Source organism: Heyndrickxia shackletonii, assembly GCF_001420715.1.
GTDB lineage: Bacteria > Bacillota > Bacilli > Bacillales > Bacillaceae_C > Margalitia > Margalitia shackletonii.
Map to the genome: position 1 here is coordinate 3,008,085 of NZ_LJJC01000004.1, position 15,717 is coordinate 3,023,801.

Annotated in this window: 12 protein-coding genes; all 12 read right to left on the reverse strand. The window is 36.4% G+C overall.

From position 1 onward, the window contains the following. Positions 1-6: 6 nt before the first annotated feature. The 12 genes from yfmH to AN964_RS14470 all read right to left on the reverse strand — a co-directional run bounded on the left by yfmH (position 7) and on the right by AN964_RS14470 (position 15,714). A complete protein-coding gene (gene yfmH / locus AN964_RS14415; protein WP_055741250.1) occupies positions 7-1,296 on the reverse strand; it encodes an EF-P 5-aminopentanol modification-associated protein YfmH in 1,290 nt (429 codons plus the stop codon). After that, on the reverse strand, positions 1,277-2,572 hold the full coding sequence (gene yfmF / locus AN964_RS14420; protein WP_055740348.1) for an EF-P 5-aminopentanol modification-associated protein YfmF: 1,296 nt from the start codon (positions 2,570-2,572) through the stop codon (positions 1,277-1,279). Before yfmF ends, yfmH begins: the two co-directional genes overlap by 20 nt. A 264-nt stretch (positions 2,573-2,836) precedes the next feature. Next, the gene (locus AN964_RS14425) at positions 2,837-3,799 is read right to left on the reverse strand and encodes an ABC transporter permease (protein ID WP_055740349.1); all 963 of its coding nucleotides are present in this window, start codon (positions 3,797-3,799) and stop codon (positions 2,837-2,839) included. Next, positions 3,800-4,843, reverse strand: a complete 1,044-nt coding sequence (locus AN964_RS14430; RefSeq protein ID WP_055740350.1) for an ABC transporter permease — start codon at positions 4,841-4,843, stop codon at positions 3,800-3,802. It lies immediately after the preceding gene. Then, positions 4,836-6,371, reverse strand: coding sequence for an ABC transporter ATP-binding protein (locus AN964_RS14435; RefSeq protein WP_055740351.1), 1,536 nt, complete (start codon positions 6,369-6,371; stop codon positions 4,836-4,838). The genes AN964_RS14430 and AN964_RS14435 overlap by 8 nt, the downstream gene beginning before the upstream one ends. A gap of 162 nt (positions 6,372-6,533) precedes the next feature. Continuing rightward, positions 6,534-7,604, reverse strand: a complete 1,071-nt coding sequence (locus AN964_RS14440) for a BMP family lipoprotein (protein WP_055740352.1) — start codon at positions 7,602-7,604, stop codon at positions 6,534-6,536. A 50-nt stretch (positions 7,605-7,654) separates the two neighbouring features. Next, positions 7,655-8,380, reverse strand: a complete 726-nt coding sequence (locus AN964_RS14445) for a GntR family transcriptional regulator (RefSeq protein WP_055740353.1) — start codon at positions 8,378-8,380, stop codon at positions 7,655-7,657. 269 nt (positions 8,381-8,649) lie between these two features. After that, positions 8,650-10,953, reverse strand: a complete 2,304-nt coding sequence (locus AN964_RS14450) for an FtsK/SpoIIIE family DNA translocase (protein WP_055740354.1) — start codon at positions 10,951-10,953, stop codon at positions 8,650-8,652. Between the two features lie 110 nt (positions 10,954-11,063). After that, positions 11,064-11,264: a YlzJ-like family protein gene (locus AN964_RS14455; protein ID WP_055740355.1), complete on the reverse strand. Its 201-nt coding sequence runs from the start codon at positions 11,262-11,264 to the stop codon at positions 11,064-11,066. Next, complete coding sequence (locus AN964_RS14460) at positions 11,261-11,995, reverse strand: ClpP family protease (RefSeq protein ID WP_055741251.1); 735 nt, start codon at positions 11,993-11,995, stop codon at positions 11,261-11,263. The genes AN964_RS14455 and AN964_RS14460 overlap by 4 nt, the downstream gene beginning before the upstream one ends. A gap of 356 nt (positions 11,996-12,351) precedes the next feature. After that, positions 12,352-14,019 carry a ribonuclease J gene (locus AN964_RS14465; protein WP_055740356.1) on the reverse strand — a complete coding sequence of 556 codons (1,668 nt, stop codon included), beginning with the start codon at positions 14,017-14,019 and terminating at the stop codon, positions 12,352-12,354. A 93-nt stretch (positions 14,020-14,112) separates the two neighbouring features. Then, complete coding sequence (locus AN964_RS14470) at positions 14,113-15,714, reverse strand: aminotransferase class V-fold PLP-dependent enzyme (protein WP_055740357.1); 1,602 nt, start codon at positions 15,712-15,714, stop codon at positions 14,113-14,115. Between the last annotated feature and the right edge of the window lie 3 nt (positions 15,715-15,717).

A 15,717-nucleotide genomic window follows, 5' to 3' on the forward strand; every position in this document is an offset into this window, starting at 1 on the left:
CTACTTTCATTTTTTTGGAACAACTTGGCAAACAGTGAATCTGTCTTCCTCTATAAATTCATTCGCTGCCTTTTTTAAATCCTCGAATGAGATATCTTCAAGTACAGGCACTACGTCAAATAAATTCATGCCATTAAAGAAATATCTGGTAAATTGATTCGCAATAAACTCGGGTGAATTGAGCTGTCTTAAAAATCCACCAATTTTCTTTTTCTTTGTTCGATCAAGCGCATCCTCTGTTAAATGCTCTCCATTTTTTGCTTCCATCATTACCTTTTTCAAGCGCTCTGCAAGCTCATCAGGCCTATCTGTATCTCCGCCTGCCATAGCAAAGCCAAAACCCGATTCTAAAGTAAAATCATACGAAAACGTCTCGTCAATTAATCCCTCATTATACAAGTTATAATAATTATCGGAGCTTTTTCCAAATAGCATATCCAATAATACATTTATGGTAAGCTCTTGTTTTAACATTTCAGCCCCGGAAAGATTTACATCCTTTGCCTTCACGCCTAGCAAACATTTAGGAGTTTGGACATTCATATGTAATATCTTTTTCGTTTCTGCCACTTCTACCGGCTCTTGTTCAAAACGTCTCTTAATTTCTGACTGCTCTTTATAATCCTTTTTATTTTGATTATCACGCACCAGTTTCATGATGTTTTCCACTTCAACAGGTCCCACAATAAAAAGCAGCATATTACTCGGATGATAGAAGGTATTATAGCATTCGTAAAGTAGCTGGTCCGTGATATGGGAAATGGATTCTATCGTTCCTGCAATATCTATTTTCACGGGATGGTGCTTATACATATTTTCAATTACACCGAAATAAAGACGCCAGTCCGGGTTATCATCATACATAGTAATTTCCTGGCCAATGATTCCCTTTTCTTTTTCCACAGTTTTTTCCGTAAAATAAGGACTCTGTACCATATCAATTAACGTTTCAAGATTTTTTTCCACATTAGAGGTACTGGAGAACAAATATGCTGTACGATTAAAGGTGGTAAATGCATTGGCAGATGCTCCTTGCTTACTAAATTGTTGAAAGACATCTCCATCCTCTTTTTCAAATAACTTATGCTCTAAAAAGTGGGCAATTCCATCGGGAACATGATGATATTCATTTTTATCAAGCGGGATAAAGTCATTATCTACTGAACCGTATTTTGTTGTAAACGTTGCAAAGGTCTTATTAAATCCTTCTTTTGGCAGGATATATACTTCCAAGCCATTATCCATTTTTTCAAAATATAAGGTTTCCTTCAATTGTTCAAATACCTGGTTTTTCATCATCTGTTCCCTCCAATCCTGTCAAAAAATAAATCGTATCTAATTCAATTTTTGAAGCAACGTCTACAATTTCCTCTCTCGTTACCTTATTGATGTTTTCTAACCAATCATTTACCGAATATGTTTGGTTTCCAATTACGTTATGATATAAAATTTCGACTAATCCACGGGAAGTATCAGTAGTTTCCAGTAATTGATTATTTGTTACCGCTTTTGTTTGTTCTATTTCCTGATCAGAAAAATCTCCATTTTTCATCGCATCTAATTGTTCACGTATAATAGTAGTTGCTTGATCATAGTTTTTCGTTTCAATTCCACTCATTACCATCAATAGTCCTTTATGGCTTTCCAATCTGCTTGCAGCGTAATATGCAAGACTTGCCTTTTCACGGACATTGATAAATAGTTTGGAGTGGGAAAAGCCACCAAAAATACCGTTAAACAATTGTAAAGCAAAATAATCATCATCACCGAATCGTACATGAGTACGATATCCGATATTTAATTTACCTTGTTTTACATCTTGCTTTTCTTTAATTTCTTTTGGTTCAGAAATTTGTCTGCCATTTCTGTTTTCTATTTTTTGAGGAGTACGGCTTGAAAAATCAAGCTCCTTACAAAATGTTTCCACTTGATTCTCCTCTATATCACCAATAATATATAAATCTAATTCATCTTCCTTAATCGCTTTTTGATAATATTCATAAAGGGATGTTGCCGTAATTTGATCAACCTGATCTTTTATACCGTTTGCATCAAGTGCATATGGCTCTCCCTTGCACATTTCTTCTACAAGCCTGACGCTTGAGTATCTCATTTTATCATCATAAATAGATTGAATTCGTTGTTTTAATGTTCTTTTTTCTTTTTCCACTGTTTCTTCATGAAAAGAACCATTTTCAGCATTTGGATGCAACAAAACCTGTGATAGGAAATCAATTCCCTTTTGTAGAAGTGGAGTTGAATCCTTCAGAAATTTCTCATTTGCTATATCCACGGTAAAAGACATTACATGGTATTCACCTTTTTTAGCTAAATCCACATAAAATCCCGCACCGTAAAGATCATCTAAATATGAACGCAAGGCTGTAGTGGTTGGATATTGTTTTGTGCTGCTTTGTAAAACATTGGGGAGCAGTGCCCGTAAAGTCACAGTTTCTTCATTCAAAGGCGCCTTCATTTTCCAAACTAAAGTATTTGTTTTATATTTTTTTGTTTTCACAATATGTAGATTATATCCATTTTTAGGGATAATTGTTTCGTTTGCAACCGTCATGTACAAACCTCCTTCTGGTTTCTTTTACTATTTTGTAATGAAGTTATACTAACTATACATTTTTATCATGTTGTCCTACAAGTATTTACCTTTTTTAATGGACCTTTTCTTAAACAATGTTGCTTTTGTAGAGGATAAGCTTCTAAACTTCTTTTCGGACAAAGAATGCAACAAACATCTACGGAAAGCAAAAAGTTTTGTGAAAACAACATTTAGTATAAAAAAAAGTCCCGTGCAAACGGAACTTTTCTTTTCATATACAATTTAACGTTGACCTTTGATATACGGAATTCCATCTGCCTTTGGTGCTTCCGCTCTTCCAACAAAGCCTGCTAAAGCTAGAATAGTTAGTACGTAAGGCGCAATTAATAAGTACACACTTGGTATATCTTTTAAGAATGGTATTTGATCCCCAACAATACTTAAAGACTGGGCAAAACCAAAGAATAATGCTGCTCCCATAGCACCAAGCGGATGCCATTTACCGAAAATCATCGCGGCAAGTGCCATGAAACCTTGACCGGCAATCGTTGTAGCACTAAAATCCAATGTGATGGTTTGGGAATAAACTGCTCCGCCGAGACCACCAAATACTCCGGATAAAAACACAGCTATATAGCGCATTTTTATTACGTTAATTCCCATTGTATCAGCTGCCATTGGATGTTCCCCAACCGAACGAAGTCTTAATCCGAAAGGAGTTTTGTAAATAACATACCATGCAATAATAGCTATAATGATAGCAAGATAAGAAGGATAAGTTACATCTCTAAAAAATAATTTTCCAATAACAGGGATGTGATTTAAAACCGGTATATCAATTTTATTGAAGTTTTGAGTAATAGTATCTGTTTGTCCTTTTCCCTGATAAAGCATTTTCACCAAGAATACAGATAAACCTAATGCTAAAAAGTTTATTGCAACACCGCTGACAGTCTGATCAGCCCTGAAACTAATAGCTGCAATACCATGTATTAGTGCAAAGATTCCACCTACGATCATCGCGACAAGGAGACCTAGCCACGGTGTGGCAGCACCAAATGTATGGGCAAATGAAAGGTTAAAAATGATGGAACTAAATGCCCCCATAATCATTAAGCCTTCTAAACCGATATTGATTACACCTGATCTTTCAGAAAATACCCCACCCAATGAAGTAAAGATAAGAGGGGCAGCCATCAAAAGGGATGAAGTAATAATAATTTCTAAAGCAGTCATGATACTCATTTATTTTGCCTCCCTTTTAAAGCGAGCAAGCGCCCATTTTATAATATAACTTGAAGCAACGAAGAAAATGATTAACGCGATGACAATTTCCACAAGCTCGTTTGGTACACCTGCTTCTTGTGGCATATTTAAAGAACCAACGCGAAGTGCTCCGAATAGTACAGCAGAAATCACGACACCTAATGCAGTATTTCCACCTAAAAGTGCTACCGCAATTCCGTCAAATCCAACTCCTGAGAATCCGGTATGCAAAAAGGCGAATCCAAAAGTTCCAAGTCCTTCCATAGCTCCGCCGATACCTGCGAAAACACCTGAAATAACCATAGAATGTATGATGTTGCGATTCACATTCATACCAGCATATTGGGCAGCATGCTGATTGAAACCTACAGATCTTAATTCAAAGCCTTTTGTTGTTTTTTCTAATATAAACCACATAACAATTGCTGCAACAATTGAAAGGTATATACCATTATGAAGGGTTGAAAAATCAGTAATACTTTGCAGAAAATTAGATTGCAAAGATGCTGAATCGTGAATTTGAGCTGTTTTATCCCCTTGTTTGGAAAGAACATTACGAATGATATAATTGCTTACATGTAACGCGATATAGTTCATCATGATCGTGACAATAACTTCATGTACTCGTAAACGTGCTTTTAAAAATCCAGGAATAAATCCCCAAATAGCTCCGGCCACTCCTGCAGCAATAATAGCTAGTGGTAAGTGAATTATTTTAGGAAGATCAAAAGAAAGTCCAATCCACACAGCAGCAACCCAACCAACTAATAATTGTCCCTCCACTCCGATATTGAATAACCCGGTGCGAAAAGCAAATGCAACAGCAAGTCCGGCAAATATATATGGTGTTGCCTGTCTTAAAGTTTCGCCAATATAAAACGGCTGTCCAAAAGCTCCGTTCCAAAGGGCAGCATATCCACTAATAGGATTATATCCGGTAATTAGCATAATGATCGCACCGGCAATTAAACCTAGTAGAACTGCGATAACTGGTATTAATAAATTCATATAACGATTAGACATTTGATGTTTCACCTTCTCCCGTACGTTTCGAGCCAGCCATTAATAATCCTAATTCCTGCTCAGAGGTTTTCTTAGGATCTACAATATCCACAATCTTTCCTTCATAAATAACGGCAATCCGGTCGCTGACATTTAATATTTCATCTAGCTCAAAAGAAATTAACAATACTGCTTTTCCCTTATCTCTTTGCTCAATTAATCGTTTGTGAATAAATTCAATTGCTCCTACATCTAAGCCACGTGTCGGCTGAGCTGCGATTAATAAATCCGGATCCCGATCTACTTCCCGACCAATAATAGCTTTTTGCTGATTACCACCTGACAGAGAGCGGGCAAGAGTATATTCGCTAGGTGTTCGAACATCAAATTCCGTAATTAATTGTTTTGCTTTTTTATATATTTCCTTAAAGCTCAGAACTCCTTTTTTAGAAAAAGGCTTCTGATAATAAGTTTGTAGCGCCATATTTTCACCTATAGGAAAATCTAAGACAAGACCGTGCTTATGGCGGTCCTCAGGAATATGTCCAAGACCGCTTTCCGTGATTTTTCTAGGTTTGAATGTACGTATTTCCTTGTCGTTCAATTTAATAGATCCGCTTTCTGATTTTCTTAATCCTGTGATGGCTTCAATTAATTCAGTTTGTCCATTCCCATCAACTCCGGCAATTCCGACAATTTCCCCGCCCCGTACCTGAAGGTCAAGCCCTTTTACCGCTTGAACCCCACGAGAATCTTTTACTACTAAATTATTAATTTCCAAAACATTTTCTTTTGGAGTTGCATCTCTTTTTTCTGTTTTAAAGACAACTTCACGTCCTACCATTAAATTAGCTAATTCAGTAGGATTTGTATCTTTAACATTTAATGTGTCTATTCCTTTACCTTTTCGAATAACTGTTACTCGATCACAAACCTCCATAATTTCTTTTAATTTGTGGGTAATTAAGATAATGGATTTTCCTTCCTTAATTAGCGCTTTCATTATCTGGATTAGTTCTGTAATTTCTTGAGGGGTTAAAACAGCAGTAGGTTCATCAAAAATAATAATATCTGCACCACGATATAATGTTTTTAATATTTCTACTCTTTGCTGCATTCCTACAGAAATATCAGAAATTTTCGCACGAGGATCCACAGATAAATTGTACCTTTCTGAAATTTCTCTAACTTGCTTTTCTGCCTTTTTAATGTCAATTGACCCGCTTGATTTAGGTTCTTTTCCAAGAATAATATTCTCTGTAACTGTGAATTTCTCTACTAACATAAAATGCTGGTGAACCATCCCAATCCCTAAATCATTTGCAATATTTGGATTCGTTATTTTAACTGGTTTCCCTTTAACACGAATCTCTCCTTTTTCGGGTTGGTATAAACCAAACAATACATTCATTAACGTAGATTTACCCGCCCCATTCTCACCAAGCAGTGCATGAATTTCTCCCTTTTTAAGCTGTAACGTTATATTATCGTTTGCTATGATGCCTGGAAATTCTTTTCGAATGTTGAGCATTTCAATTACATAATCCACCCGCATCCACTCCTTGTTAAAAATCATATCTTTTTTTAGTATTTAATGGTAAGAGGTCTGACTTTAGGAAGGTAAAAAAATCCTAACGGAAAAGTAAAATTATCTTCTGCTTTTCCGTTAATATTTTTATCGGGATTGGCAGGTGCCAATCCCTTTACTGACTTATTTAGTTGGTTTTAAAGGAACTTGAACCTCTCCATTAATGATTTTTTGTTTCCAATCATCAACAGCTTTTAAAACATCTTGAGAAAGGTTTTCTTGAGATGGTGCAATTCCAACTGCGTTATCTTTCAAACCATATTCAATTTGTTTTCCGCCAGGGAAGTTACCGTTCATTGATTTTTTAGATAAATCTTCTACCGCTAAGTCTACACGTTTAACCATGGATGTTAAAGTTACATTATACTCCTTACCATTAACCGTAACTTTACCCTCATCATTTTGGTCACGGTCTACACCAATAACCCAAACGTTTTTATTAGGATCTTGTTTTTTAATGTTTTTTGCTTCCGCAAATACACCTTTACCAACATTTCCAGCAGCATGATAAATTACGTCTGCACCTGATTTATACATAGCAGATGCAATAGATTGACCTTTACTTGCGTCGTCAAAAGAACCCGCCCATTGAATATCCACTTTTGCATTAGGATTTACAGCTTTTACACCAGCTTGGAAACCTGCTGCAAATTTATTTATCAAATCACTTTCAATCCCGCCAATAAATCCAATTTTATTAGTTTTAGTTGTCATTGCTGCAACAACACCAACAAGGAAGGAACCTTCATTTTCTTTAAACGTAATAGACGCCACATTCTTTTGACCAGTAATAACACTGTCTACAATAGCAAATTCTGTATTCGGACGTTGTTTTGCCACCTTTGTTACAGCATCCTGCATTTTATATCCGATGCCATAAACTAGATTAAAATGATTGCGAACAGCTGTATTTAAGTTTGTTACATAGTCTGCATCACTTGTTGATTGAATATAGTTGTAACCGTTTGTTCCTTTAGTCAGGTTATTATCACTACCAAACTTTTGTAGACCTTCCCATGCTGATTGGTTGAATGATCTATCATCCACCCCACCAGTATCCGTAACCATCGCTACGGTAAATTTTTTGTCATCACCGGATTTTCCTCCATCTTTCGTACTTGTACCACAAGCACCTAAAAGAGTTCCAGCAGCTAATACTATTGATAGAGCTATCCCAATTTTACGCTTTTTCACTTTTGTTCCCCCTATATTCATAATTTAGTAGAAATCAAAACATACCAAATTTAGATTCTCTTTCTTAAAACATGAAAACTAAATTTGTCTGCTTTAAAATAATTAACAGAGTAAAGTATCGGTTGGTCTTCTTCATCATAATGAAGCTGTTTTAAAACTAAGAGTGCAGTTTCCGGATCACAATCCAAAATAGGTGAAATTTTATCATGATAACCGATAGGCTCGATACTAGTTATAGCATAAGAAATTCTTTTCTTACTATATGTTTCTAAAGTATCAAATATCGATCCATCACTATTCGAAAAATTCCACGGGAATAGTTCGGCCGGAATTTTGTCAATACAATAAACAACGGGTTCCCCATTTGCTGTACGAACTCGTTCAATAACTGCAATTTCATTTTCTTTTTGACACGAAAGACGTCGGATATCTTCCTCTGTTGGTCCTTGTGTTGTAGTACTTAAGAAAATTGTCCCAGGTTCCATTCCAGCTTGGCGGATCATATTGGTAACACTATTAAGCTGTTCGATTCCGGAAGAAAACAAAGGTCTTGCATTCACAAAAGTTCCAACACCATGTCTTCTTGTGATAACGTTTTCTTCTTCCAGAATACGAAGAGCTTCTCTTAAGGTTGCCCTACTGACCCCAAGTTCTTTAGCTAAATCGAATTCTGAAGGGAGCTTTTCTCTTTCCTTGTATACACCATTTTCTATATCATTTTTCAAATGGTCAATGACCTGAAGATATAAATGACGACTATCTGCTTTGACTGACATTTTGAAGAAACCACCACCATACATTCTTAAGACATCAGACCTCTGATGTATTATTTCTACTAATCGAAATTACTATATCATTTTTTATAACGATAATAAATAAAAATTTTAGAGTTTGTCGAAAAATATCGAAGTTCGTAACTTAATATTTCCACTATTAAAAATACGGATGGATTTTATATGTTATCGAGGTATGATAATAAAAAATGCCGCTCATACTTATACCGATATTATTCAAAGGTATTTTGTATGAACGACATTGTTTTTTTTTATGAAGTTTGCTCTTCAGTAGGTTTCGGAATTAAAACCGCTCTAGGCTTACTTCCCTCATATGGTCCTACTACGCCTCTGTTCTCCATTTCATCTATTAATCTTGCTGCCCGAGTATAGCCGATTCGAAAACGACGCTGGAGCATCGAAACAGATGCAGTCTGCATTTCGGCGATTAACTGGACAGCATCATCATATAATTCATCTTCAACTTCCTCGGAAATTTCAGGAAGTTCATCTGGAATCATTTCCTCTTGATATTGGGCTTTTTGCTGTGAAATGACAAAATCGACTATATCCTCTACTTCCTCATCCGAGAGAAATGCACCTTGTACTCGAACCGGCTTAGATGCACCGACTGGAAGGAAAAGCATATCACCGCGACCTAAAAGCTTTTCCGCTCCACCCATATCTAAAATAGTTCTAGAATCAGTTGCAGAAGATACTGCAAAAGCAATTCGGGATGGTATATTTGCTTTGATTACTCCGGTAATAACATCAACGGATGGACGTTGAGTAGCGATAATTAGATGGATACCTGCCGCACGTGCCATTTGTGCTAACCTAGTAATGGAATCCTCTACATCACTTGAGGCCACCATCATCAAGTCTGCCAACTCGTCCACTATGACAACGATATATGGCAATAACGGCTGTTTTGCACCAGTTTCAAGATTATCACGTTTAACATGATCATTATACCCTTCAATATTTCGGGTTCCACTATGGGAGAATAGCTCATATCTTCTTTCCATTTCGCTTACTACCTTTTTCAACGCTTGAGACGCTTTTTTGGCATTTGTCACAACTGGAGCAAGCAGATGCGGAACACCATTATATACATTAAGCTCTACCATTTTCGGATCGATCATCATGAGTTTTACCTCATGTGGCTTTGCCCGCATTAGAATACTTGTAATGATACCGTTAATACATACACTTTTTCCGCTTCCGGTTGCACCAGCTACAAGTAAATGCGGCATTTTATTTAATTCTGCCAACACTGCTTCACCGGTAATATCCCTTCCTAAAGCAATTTGTAATTTTGCTTCCGAGTGATCATTTGCTTTCGCTTCCAGCACTTCCCGTAACGAAACCATAGCAACTTCTGAATTAGGTACTTCAATTCCAATGGCAGATTTTCCTGGGATTGGCGCTTCCATTCGAATATCTTTAGCTGCAAGTGCTAATGCGAGATCGTCACTAAGACTAACGATTTTACTCACCTTCACTCCGATATCCGGATGAATTTCATACTTTGTTACTGCAGGTCCTAAATGAACTTGGGTTACATGTGCTTTTACACCAAAACTATTAAATGTTCTTTCCAATTTTGCAGCATTGGCATGTATTAGTTCATATTCACTGCTTTGGTCAGTTGCCTTAGGTCTTTTTAGCAATGTAATAGGAGGCAGCTGATAATCCTCATTTTCTACTTCTGAAAAGCTAATATTTGGAGCGAGATCATCCTCTTGATCTTCTTCTATTGCTTCATGAGTTTCTATCTTCCCATTCTCCATCTCTTCTGGATTATAAGCCCTTTCTGTAAAACTTGAAATGATAGGAGGTGCCTCTTTCTTATTTTCTGCTCTTGAATCTTTGATCGGTACCTCAGCTGGCTGCAAACTCTCTGTTGTTTGTTTTCGCACTTTCTTTTCTTTACGATTATTTTTCCAAGATTCCAGATCCTCTTTTGAGGCCTTCCATTGTCCCTTTATAAATTCACCTAATTTAACGCCAACCTTTTCAAAAAATGGTCCTAACGATTTACCGGTCACTAATACAAATCCAATTAATATAAGAACAATCGAAAGAATTTTTGTACCGAGTGAATCAAATAAAAAGTGGGAAACCGCAAATAGAACCGCACCAATCATTCCGCCGCCTAAATCAGGAGTGGATGATTCTCCCTTTACTTCCTGCCAAAATATTTCCCATGTATTCGTAACAACACTTGCACTTGCAAGTTGACCAACTTGTGCTTTAAGCTCAAAAAGCTTTACATGGCTAAGCAATAATAGACTCATAACTATTAAATAAATACCATTTAGCCGTCTAGTAAAAAAAAGAGGTAAATTTCTTTTTATGATTAAATATCCCGCAAGCCAAATCATCCCAATTAGTGCAAATATGTACCACTCACCAAGAAAAAAACGAAAGAAAAAAACAAGTGCTTTCCCAACCGCACCTAATTTAATAATCGAAATGATGCTTAAGGCAATTAAAATCATTCCAGTTAGTTCAAAACGTATATTCGATTTGATTTGTTTTTCCTTTCTCGTTCTTCTTTTTGCTTTAGCCATTACATCACCCTACTTAATATATAAGAAAGCAGCCAAATATGGGCTGCTTCTCCTTTTTTTTCATTATATCATAACCTTTATTATTAAGGTATTTACCTTTCATATTATACCTAAATGATTTGCCCCGGCATTATACTGTTTTCCAAATAATCTGCTGGGTCTGTGCTTAATATTCGAATAACACGTTTGCCATCCTCTACTTTTTCAACTATCATAGGGATGCCATTATACGTAATGAATTCCTGTCTACTATAAGCAGATGTGTCCGTTGGAAAAATTAACTCCTGTGGTACGGTAGTATAAAGTATCATTGTATGAGCCCCTCATGCTGTTGATTTGTTTTTCGGCTTTCAATTAATTCATTTAATTTTTTTAATGCATGGCCAATTCCGCCAACTTCGTTAATTAAACCGTATTTTACTGCTTCGGACCCCACCACATTTGTACCGATATCTCTAGTTAGATTTCCTTTCGCAAACATTAGTTCCTTAAATACTTCTTCCTGCACATTAGAATGGCTCGTAACAAACTTTATTACACGTTCTTGCATTTTATCAAGATATTCAAATGTTTGAGGTACACCAATGACAAGGCCAGTTAATCTGACTGGATGAATCGTCATTGTGGCAGTTTCTGCGATAAATGAATAATCAGTTGAAACAGCAATTGGCACACCGATAGAATGTCCTCCGCCTAAAACGATAGAAACAGTTGGTTTCGACAGGGATGATATCATTTCCGAGATTGCGAGTCCTGCCTCAACATCCCCGCCGACTGTATTTAATATAATGACTAACCCTTCTATTTTGGTATTCTGCTCTATTGCAACCAGCTGGGGAATAATATGTTCATACTTTGTAGTCTTGTTTTGGGGAGGAAGCTGCATATGACCCTCTATTTGACCAACTATTGTTAAACAATGGATATTACTGTCCTGTGGCAGCTGCGGGACATTGGTTTGTCCAAGCTGTTGTATTTTATCGACAATTCCTGCTTTAACATCCTTATCCTCTTGTTCCTTTTCTGGTTCTGGCTGCTCCATGCGAAAATCTTTAGTCATCTGAATACTCCTTTATCATTGTTTTCATTGAACAAATGCGCAAGCGCCGCAGATTTAGCGTACAGAATACCTCGTCTTCGACTGAGATAAGGAAAACACGGCGAGAAAAGGAGCCGATGTTAACTTATCGTAGGGAGAAGATGAGGAAATCCGCTAGCCGATAGGCGGTGGAGCTGGATGTAGATAACTTTTATATAAAAGGTTACCCACAGTGAAAAATTTTAATATTTCCTAAGGGACTAGAAAACCTAAACATAATAATATTAGTATCTACTTAGATCATGAATTTCATTCAAAAAACACCGACCTTTGCTAAGTCGGTGTTTGTCTTAATATATTTAAATTTCCATTATAATTGGAAGAATCATTGGTCTTCTTTTCGTTTTTTCAAATAGGAAATAATTTAATTGATCGCGAATATCTTGTTTGATGCTTGACCAATCAAATGCATCTTTTTCCATATTATTTTCCACAATTTCTCGGACTAATGAGGTAGAATCATTCATTAGCTGTTCAGACTCCCTGACATACACAAAGCCTCGTGAAATAATTTCCGGACCAGCTGCAATACTTTTTTTGTACTTGCTTAATGTTACAACGACAATTAATATACCATCTTGAGATAATAGTCTACGGTCGCGCAGAACAATATTTCCAACATCGCCGACACCAATACCATCAATCAATACATTCCCAGATGCGACTTTCCCGCTGAAAGCCATTTTTTCATTTTTATATTCAAGAACCTCTCCCTTATCAGGAATAAATACTTGCTCCTTCTTTAAACCTACTTGCTCAGCAAGTCGTGAATGAGCGACCAGCATCCTATATTCTCCTTGTACTGGAATAAAGTACTTTGGCTTCATTAGATTAAGCATTAATTTCAAATCTTCCTGACAACCATGACCTGTCACATGAACCTTTCTGCGTTCTGACAGAACGGAAGCCCCAGAACGGTATAGCATGTCCACCGTTTTAGACATTATTAGCTCCATGCCAGGGGACGGCGATGCCGTAATGAAAACAGTATCTCCTTTTTGAATATTAATATATTTATGGGTGCGCTTTGCCATTTTTTGCAATACTAAAAACGGCTCCCCTTGATTTCCAGTTGTCAGAATTACTAGCTCTTCATCTGGATATTTATCTAATTCATGGACTGGGATTACTATATCCTCAGATTTGATATCCAAATAGCCTAAAGACAAAGCAATTTCATAAACTCTTTCCAAACTTTTACCTACTACTGCTATTTTTCTTCCCGTCTCAAAAGCTGCATCAAATACTTGTTGGATTCGAATTAAATTAGATGCAAAGCATGCAACAATAATTCGCCCTCTTGCAGAATAAAAGGCGTTTGACATTTCCCCAGCAATGACTCTTTCAGAAGTGGTTAAACCCGGATGCTCCGCTTCAATACTGTCGGACAGAAGGCATAGTACACCCTCTCTTCCGACCTTGGCCATTTCGGCAATATCCGATTGATAAAAATCGGATACGCTTTGGTCAAATTTAAAATCTCCGGTATGAACAATATTTCCCTCTGAAGTATGAATACATATACCGATCGAATCAGGAATGCTGTGGGTTGTTTTAAAAAAGCTGATGTCAACTGTATCAAAATGCAATACTGTATCCGCTTTAATAACATGGAACACAACTTCTGATTTTACATTAACATCTTTAAGTTTTTCCTTTGCAAAAGCGATTGTTAATTTAGTTCCATAAACGGGAACATTCAATTTCATTAACAGATAAGGCAATGCACCAATAGCATCTTCATGTCCATGTGTTAAAAATATCCCTTTTATTCGCTCTTTATTATCCTCTAAATAAGTTGTATCAGGAATAACAATATCGATTCCGAGCATTTCATCCTCTGGATACATGAGTCCAGCATCAATTACAAATATGTCTTCATCCACCTCGAAAACATACATGTTTTTTCCAATTTCCCCAACTCCCCCCAGGGGAATAATTTTAATAGATTCATTTTTCTTTTTCAAATTCTTGTTCCTCCAATGCTGTTTTTCCGACCTAAATCAGTTAAACCCATTATACTTGAAGAAGAAAATACTGTTCAATAAGATTTTAGAAAATCAAGCATTATTTAATGTAAGCATTGCTACTTTTTCCTTATATAAATTTTGCAATGTATGTAAAAGCCCATCGATAATAGCGATATTTTCATTAGCATTCATTAAGGCGATTTGAATCCAATTATTTTTTATTAAATAACGATTTCGGAAATGGACTTGATAACCATTTAAATAAAGGTCAAGTCCTATATCCATAGCATTTATTTCACAAGGAAAAACTATTGTCATAACACAAGGTGATGTTAGATCTTTATCAACAACAAAGGAAAAACCTTTTGCCAATAAAGTATCAAAAACATACGAAAATCTTGAAACATTCCTAGCAAAATAATCAGCTTCAAATAAGGTATCCAACGCTAAATCGAGCGCTTTGAATAAATAGGAATTTTGTGTAAATGGGATGCCTTCACATTCTTGGTAATACTTCACATCAAGATAACGCGGCACCTTATTCAATCCCGTTTCCAACTCATTATATAGAACAAAGGAGAGACCTGTTATAGAGCCGATAGCTTTCCCCGAAACACCAGAAGCCATGTATATCTTTTCAAAATTTAATGGAACCGCACCTATTGAACTAATAGCATCAATACATATTTTTACGGAAAATTCCTCACATATGGATTGAATCGCTTTAAAATCATTCAACATACCGGTGGAGGTTTCACAATGGACAAACCATATCCAATCATAAGAATTACGTTGGCACAAATCCCTTATTTCATCCATGTTATAGGGTGTACCCCATGGTTTGGCAAGCTTATCAAAAGAAAGTCCGAAGCGAGTGGCATGATCCGCTAACCGCTCTCCAAATTCTCCATTTGACAAAATTAACCCCTTTGTTCCTAAAGACGCAAGATGTGCAGCAATAGCATCATTTGCAACCGTGCCAGTACCTGTAAATACCGAAGCATGCTTAGCATTCGTTAGCTTTTTTAATTTAAAAAATACACTTTCGGCAATCTGTTTATGTTCTTGTGATCTATGCCAATCAGGCTGTGATAAAAAAATGGATTGAATTTTGTCATCCACCTTAACAGGACCTGGAAGGAAGGAATTTACCATCGAAAGATTTTTTAAATGTTCTTTTTGGTAAAACATCTCCTTTGTCAAATACATTGGCTGAAATAATACATCATCTTTACCAACCAGATGTGCAAAAGGTTCAAATCCTAAATGTTTGTACAACTTGGATTGTCTTGTAGTCCCGGAAATAAAAGCAATGTCATAACCTTTATATAAACAATAGCGAATTAAAGCTCCTGTCATACTGGCAAATACTCGGCCATTTCGGAAATTTGGCTTTACAGACAATAACCGTATTTCACACGGTCTTGAAAAGGCAACTTCCAAATGTTCTTCAATTTTTCCAAGTTTTTTATCCAGTGAAAATGGACGAACATCTCTAAGGGCCATCATCCCGACAATTTCATTATCCGCTTTACAAATGACATATTCATTTTCATCGTGAAACTGGTCTATTAATTTTCTTGCCTTATTTACACTATGCTGCGGTATTTCCTCTACAAAAGTATCGTAATTTAGTCGAAAAATCCCCTCAAATTCCTCTGTATCCCTTGCAATTTTAATTGTGTAGTTCATGTC

Coding starts and splice junctions, on each gene's coding strand:
- yfmH (WP_055741250.1), bottom strand. CDS start 1,296: ATGAAAAACCAGGTATTTGAACAATTGAAGGAAACCTTATATTTTGAA.
- yfmF (WP_055740348.1), bottom strand. CDS start 2,572: ATGACGGTTGCAAACGAAACAATTATCCCTAAAAATGGATATAATCTA.
- AN964_RS14425 (WP_055740349.1), bottom strand. CDS start 3,799: ATGAGTATCATGACTGCTTTAGAAATTATTATTACTTCATCCCTTTTG.
- AN964_RS14430 (WP_055740350.1), bottom strand. CDS start 4,843: ATGTCTAATCGTTATATGAATTTATTAATACCAGTTATCGCAGTTCTA.
- AN964_RS14445 (WP_055740353.1), bottom strand. CDS start 8,380: ATGTCAGTCAAAGCAGATAGTCGTCATTTATATCTTCAGGTCATTGAC.
- AN964_RS14450 (WP_055740354.1), bottom strand. CDS start 10,953: ATGGCTAAAGCAAAAAGAAGAACGAGAAAGGAAAAACAAATCAAATCG.
- AN964_RS14455 (WP_055740355.1), bottom strand. CDS start 11,264: ATGATACTTTATACTACCGTACCACAGGAGTTAATTTTTCCAACGGAC.
- AN964_RS14460 (WP_055741251.1), bottom strand. CDS start 11,995: ATGGAGCAGCCAGAACCAGAAAAGGAACAAGAGGATAAGGATGTTAAA.
- AN964_RS14470 (WP_055740357.1), bottom strand. CDS start 15,714: ATGAACTACACAATTAAAATTGCAAGGGATACAGAGGAATTTGAGGGG.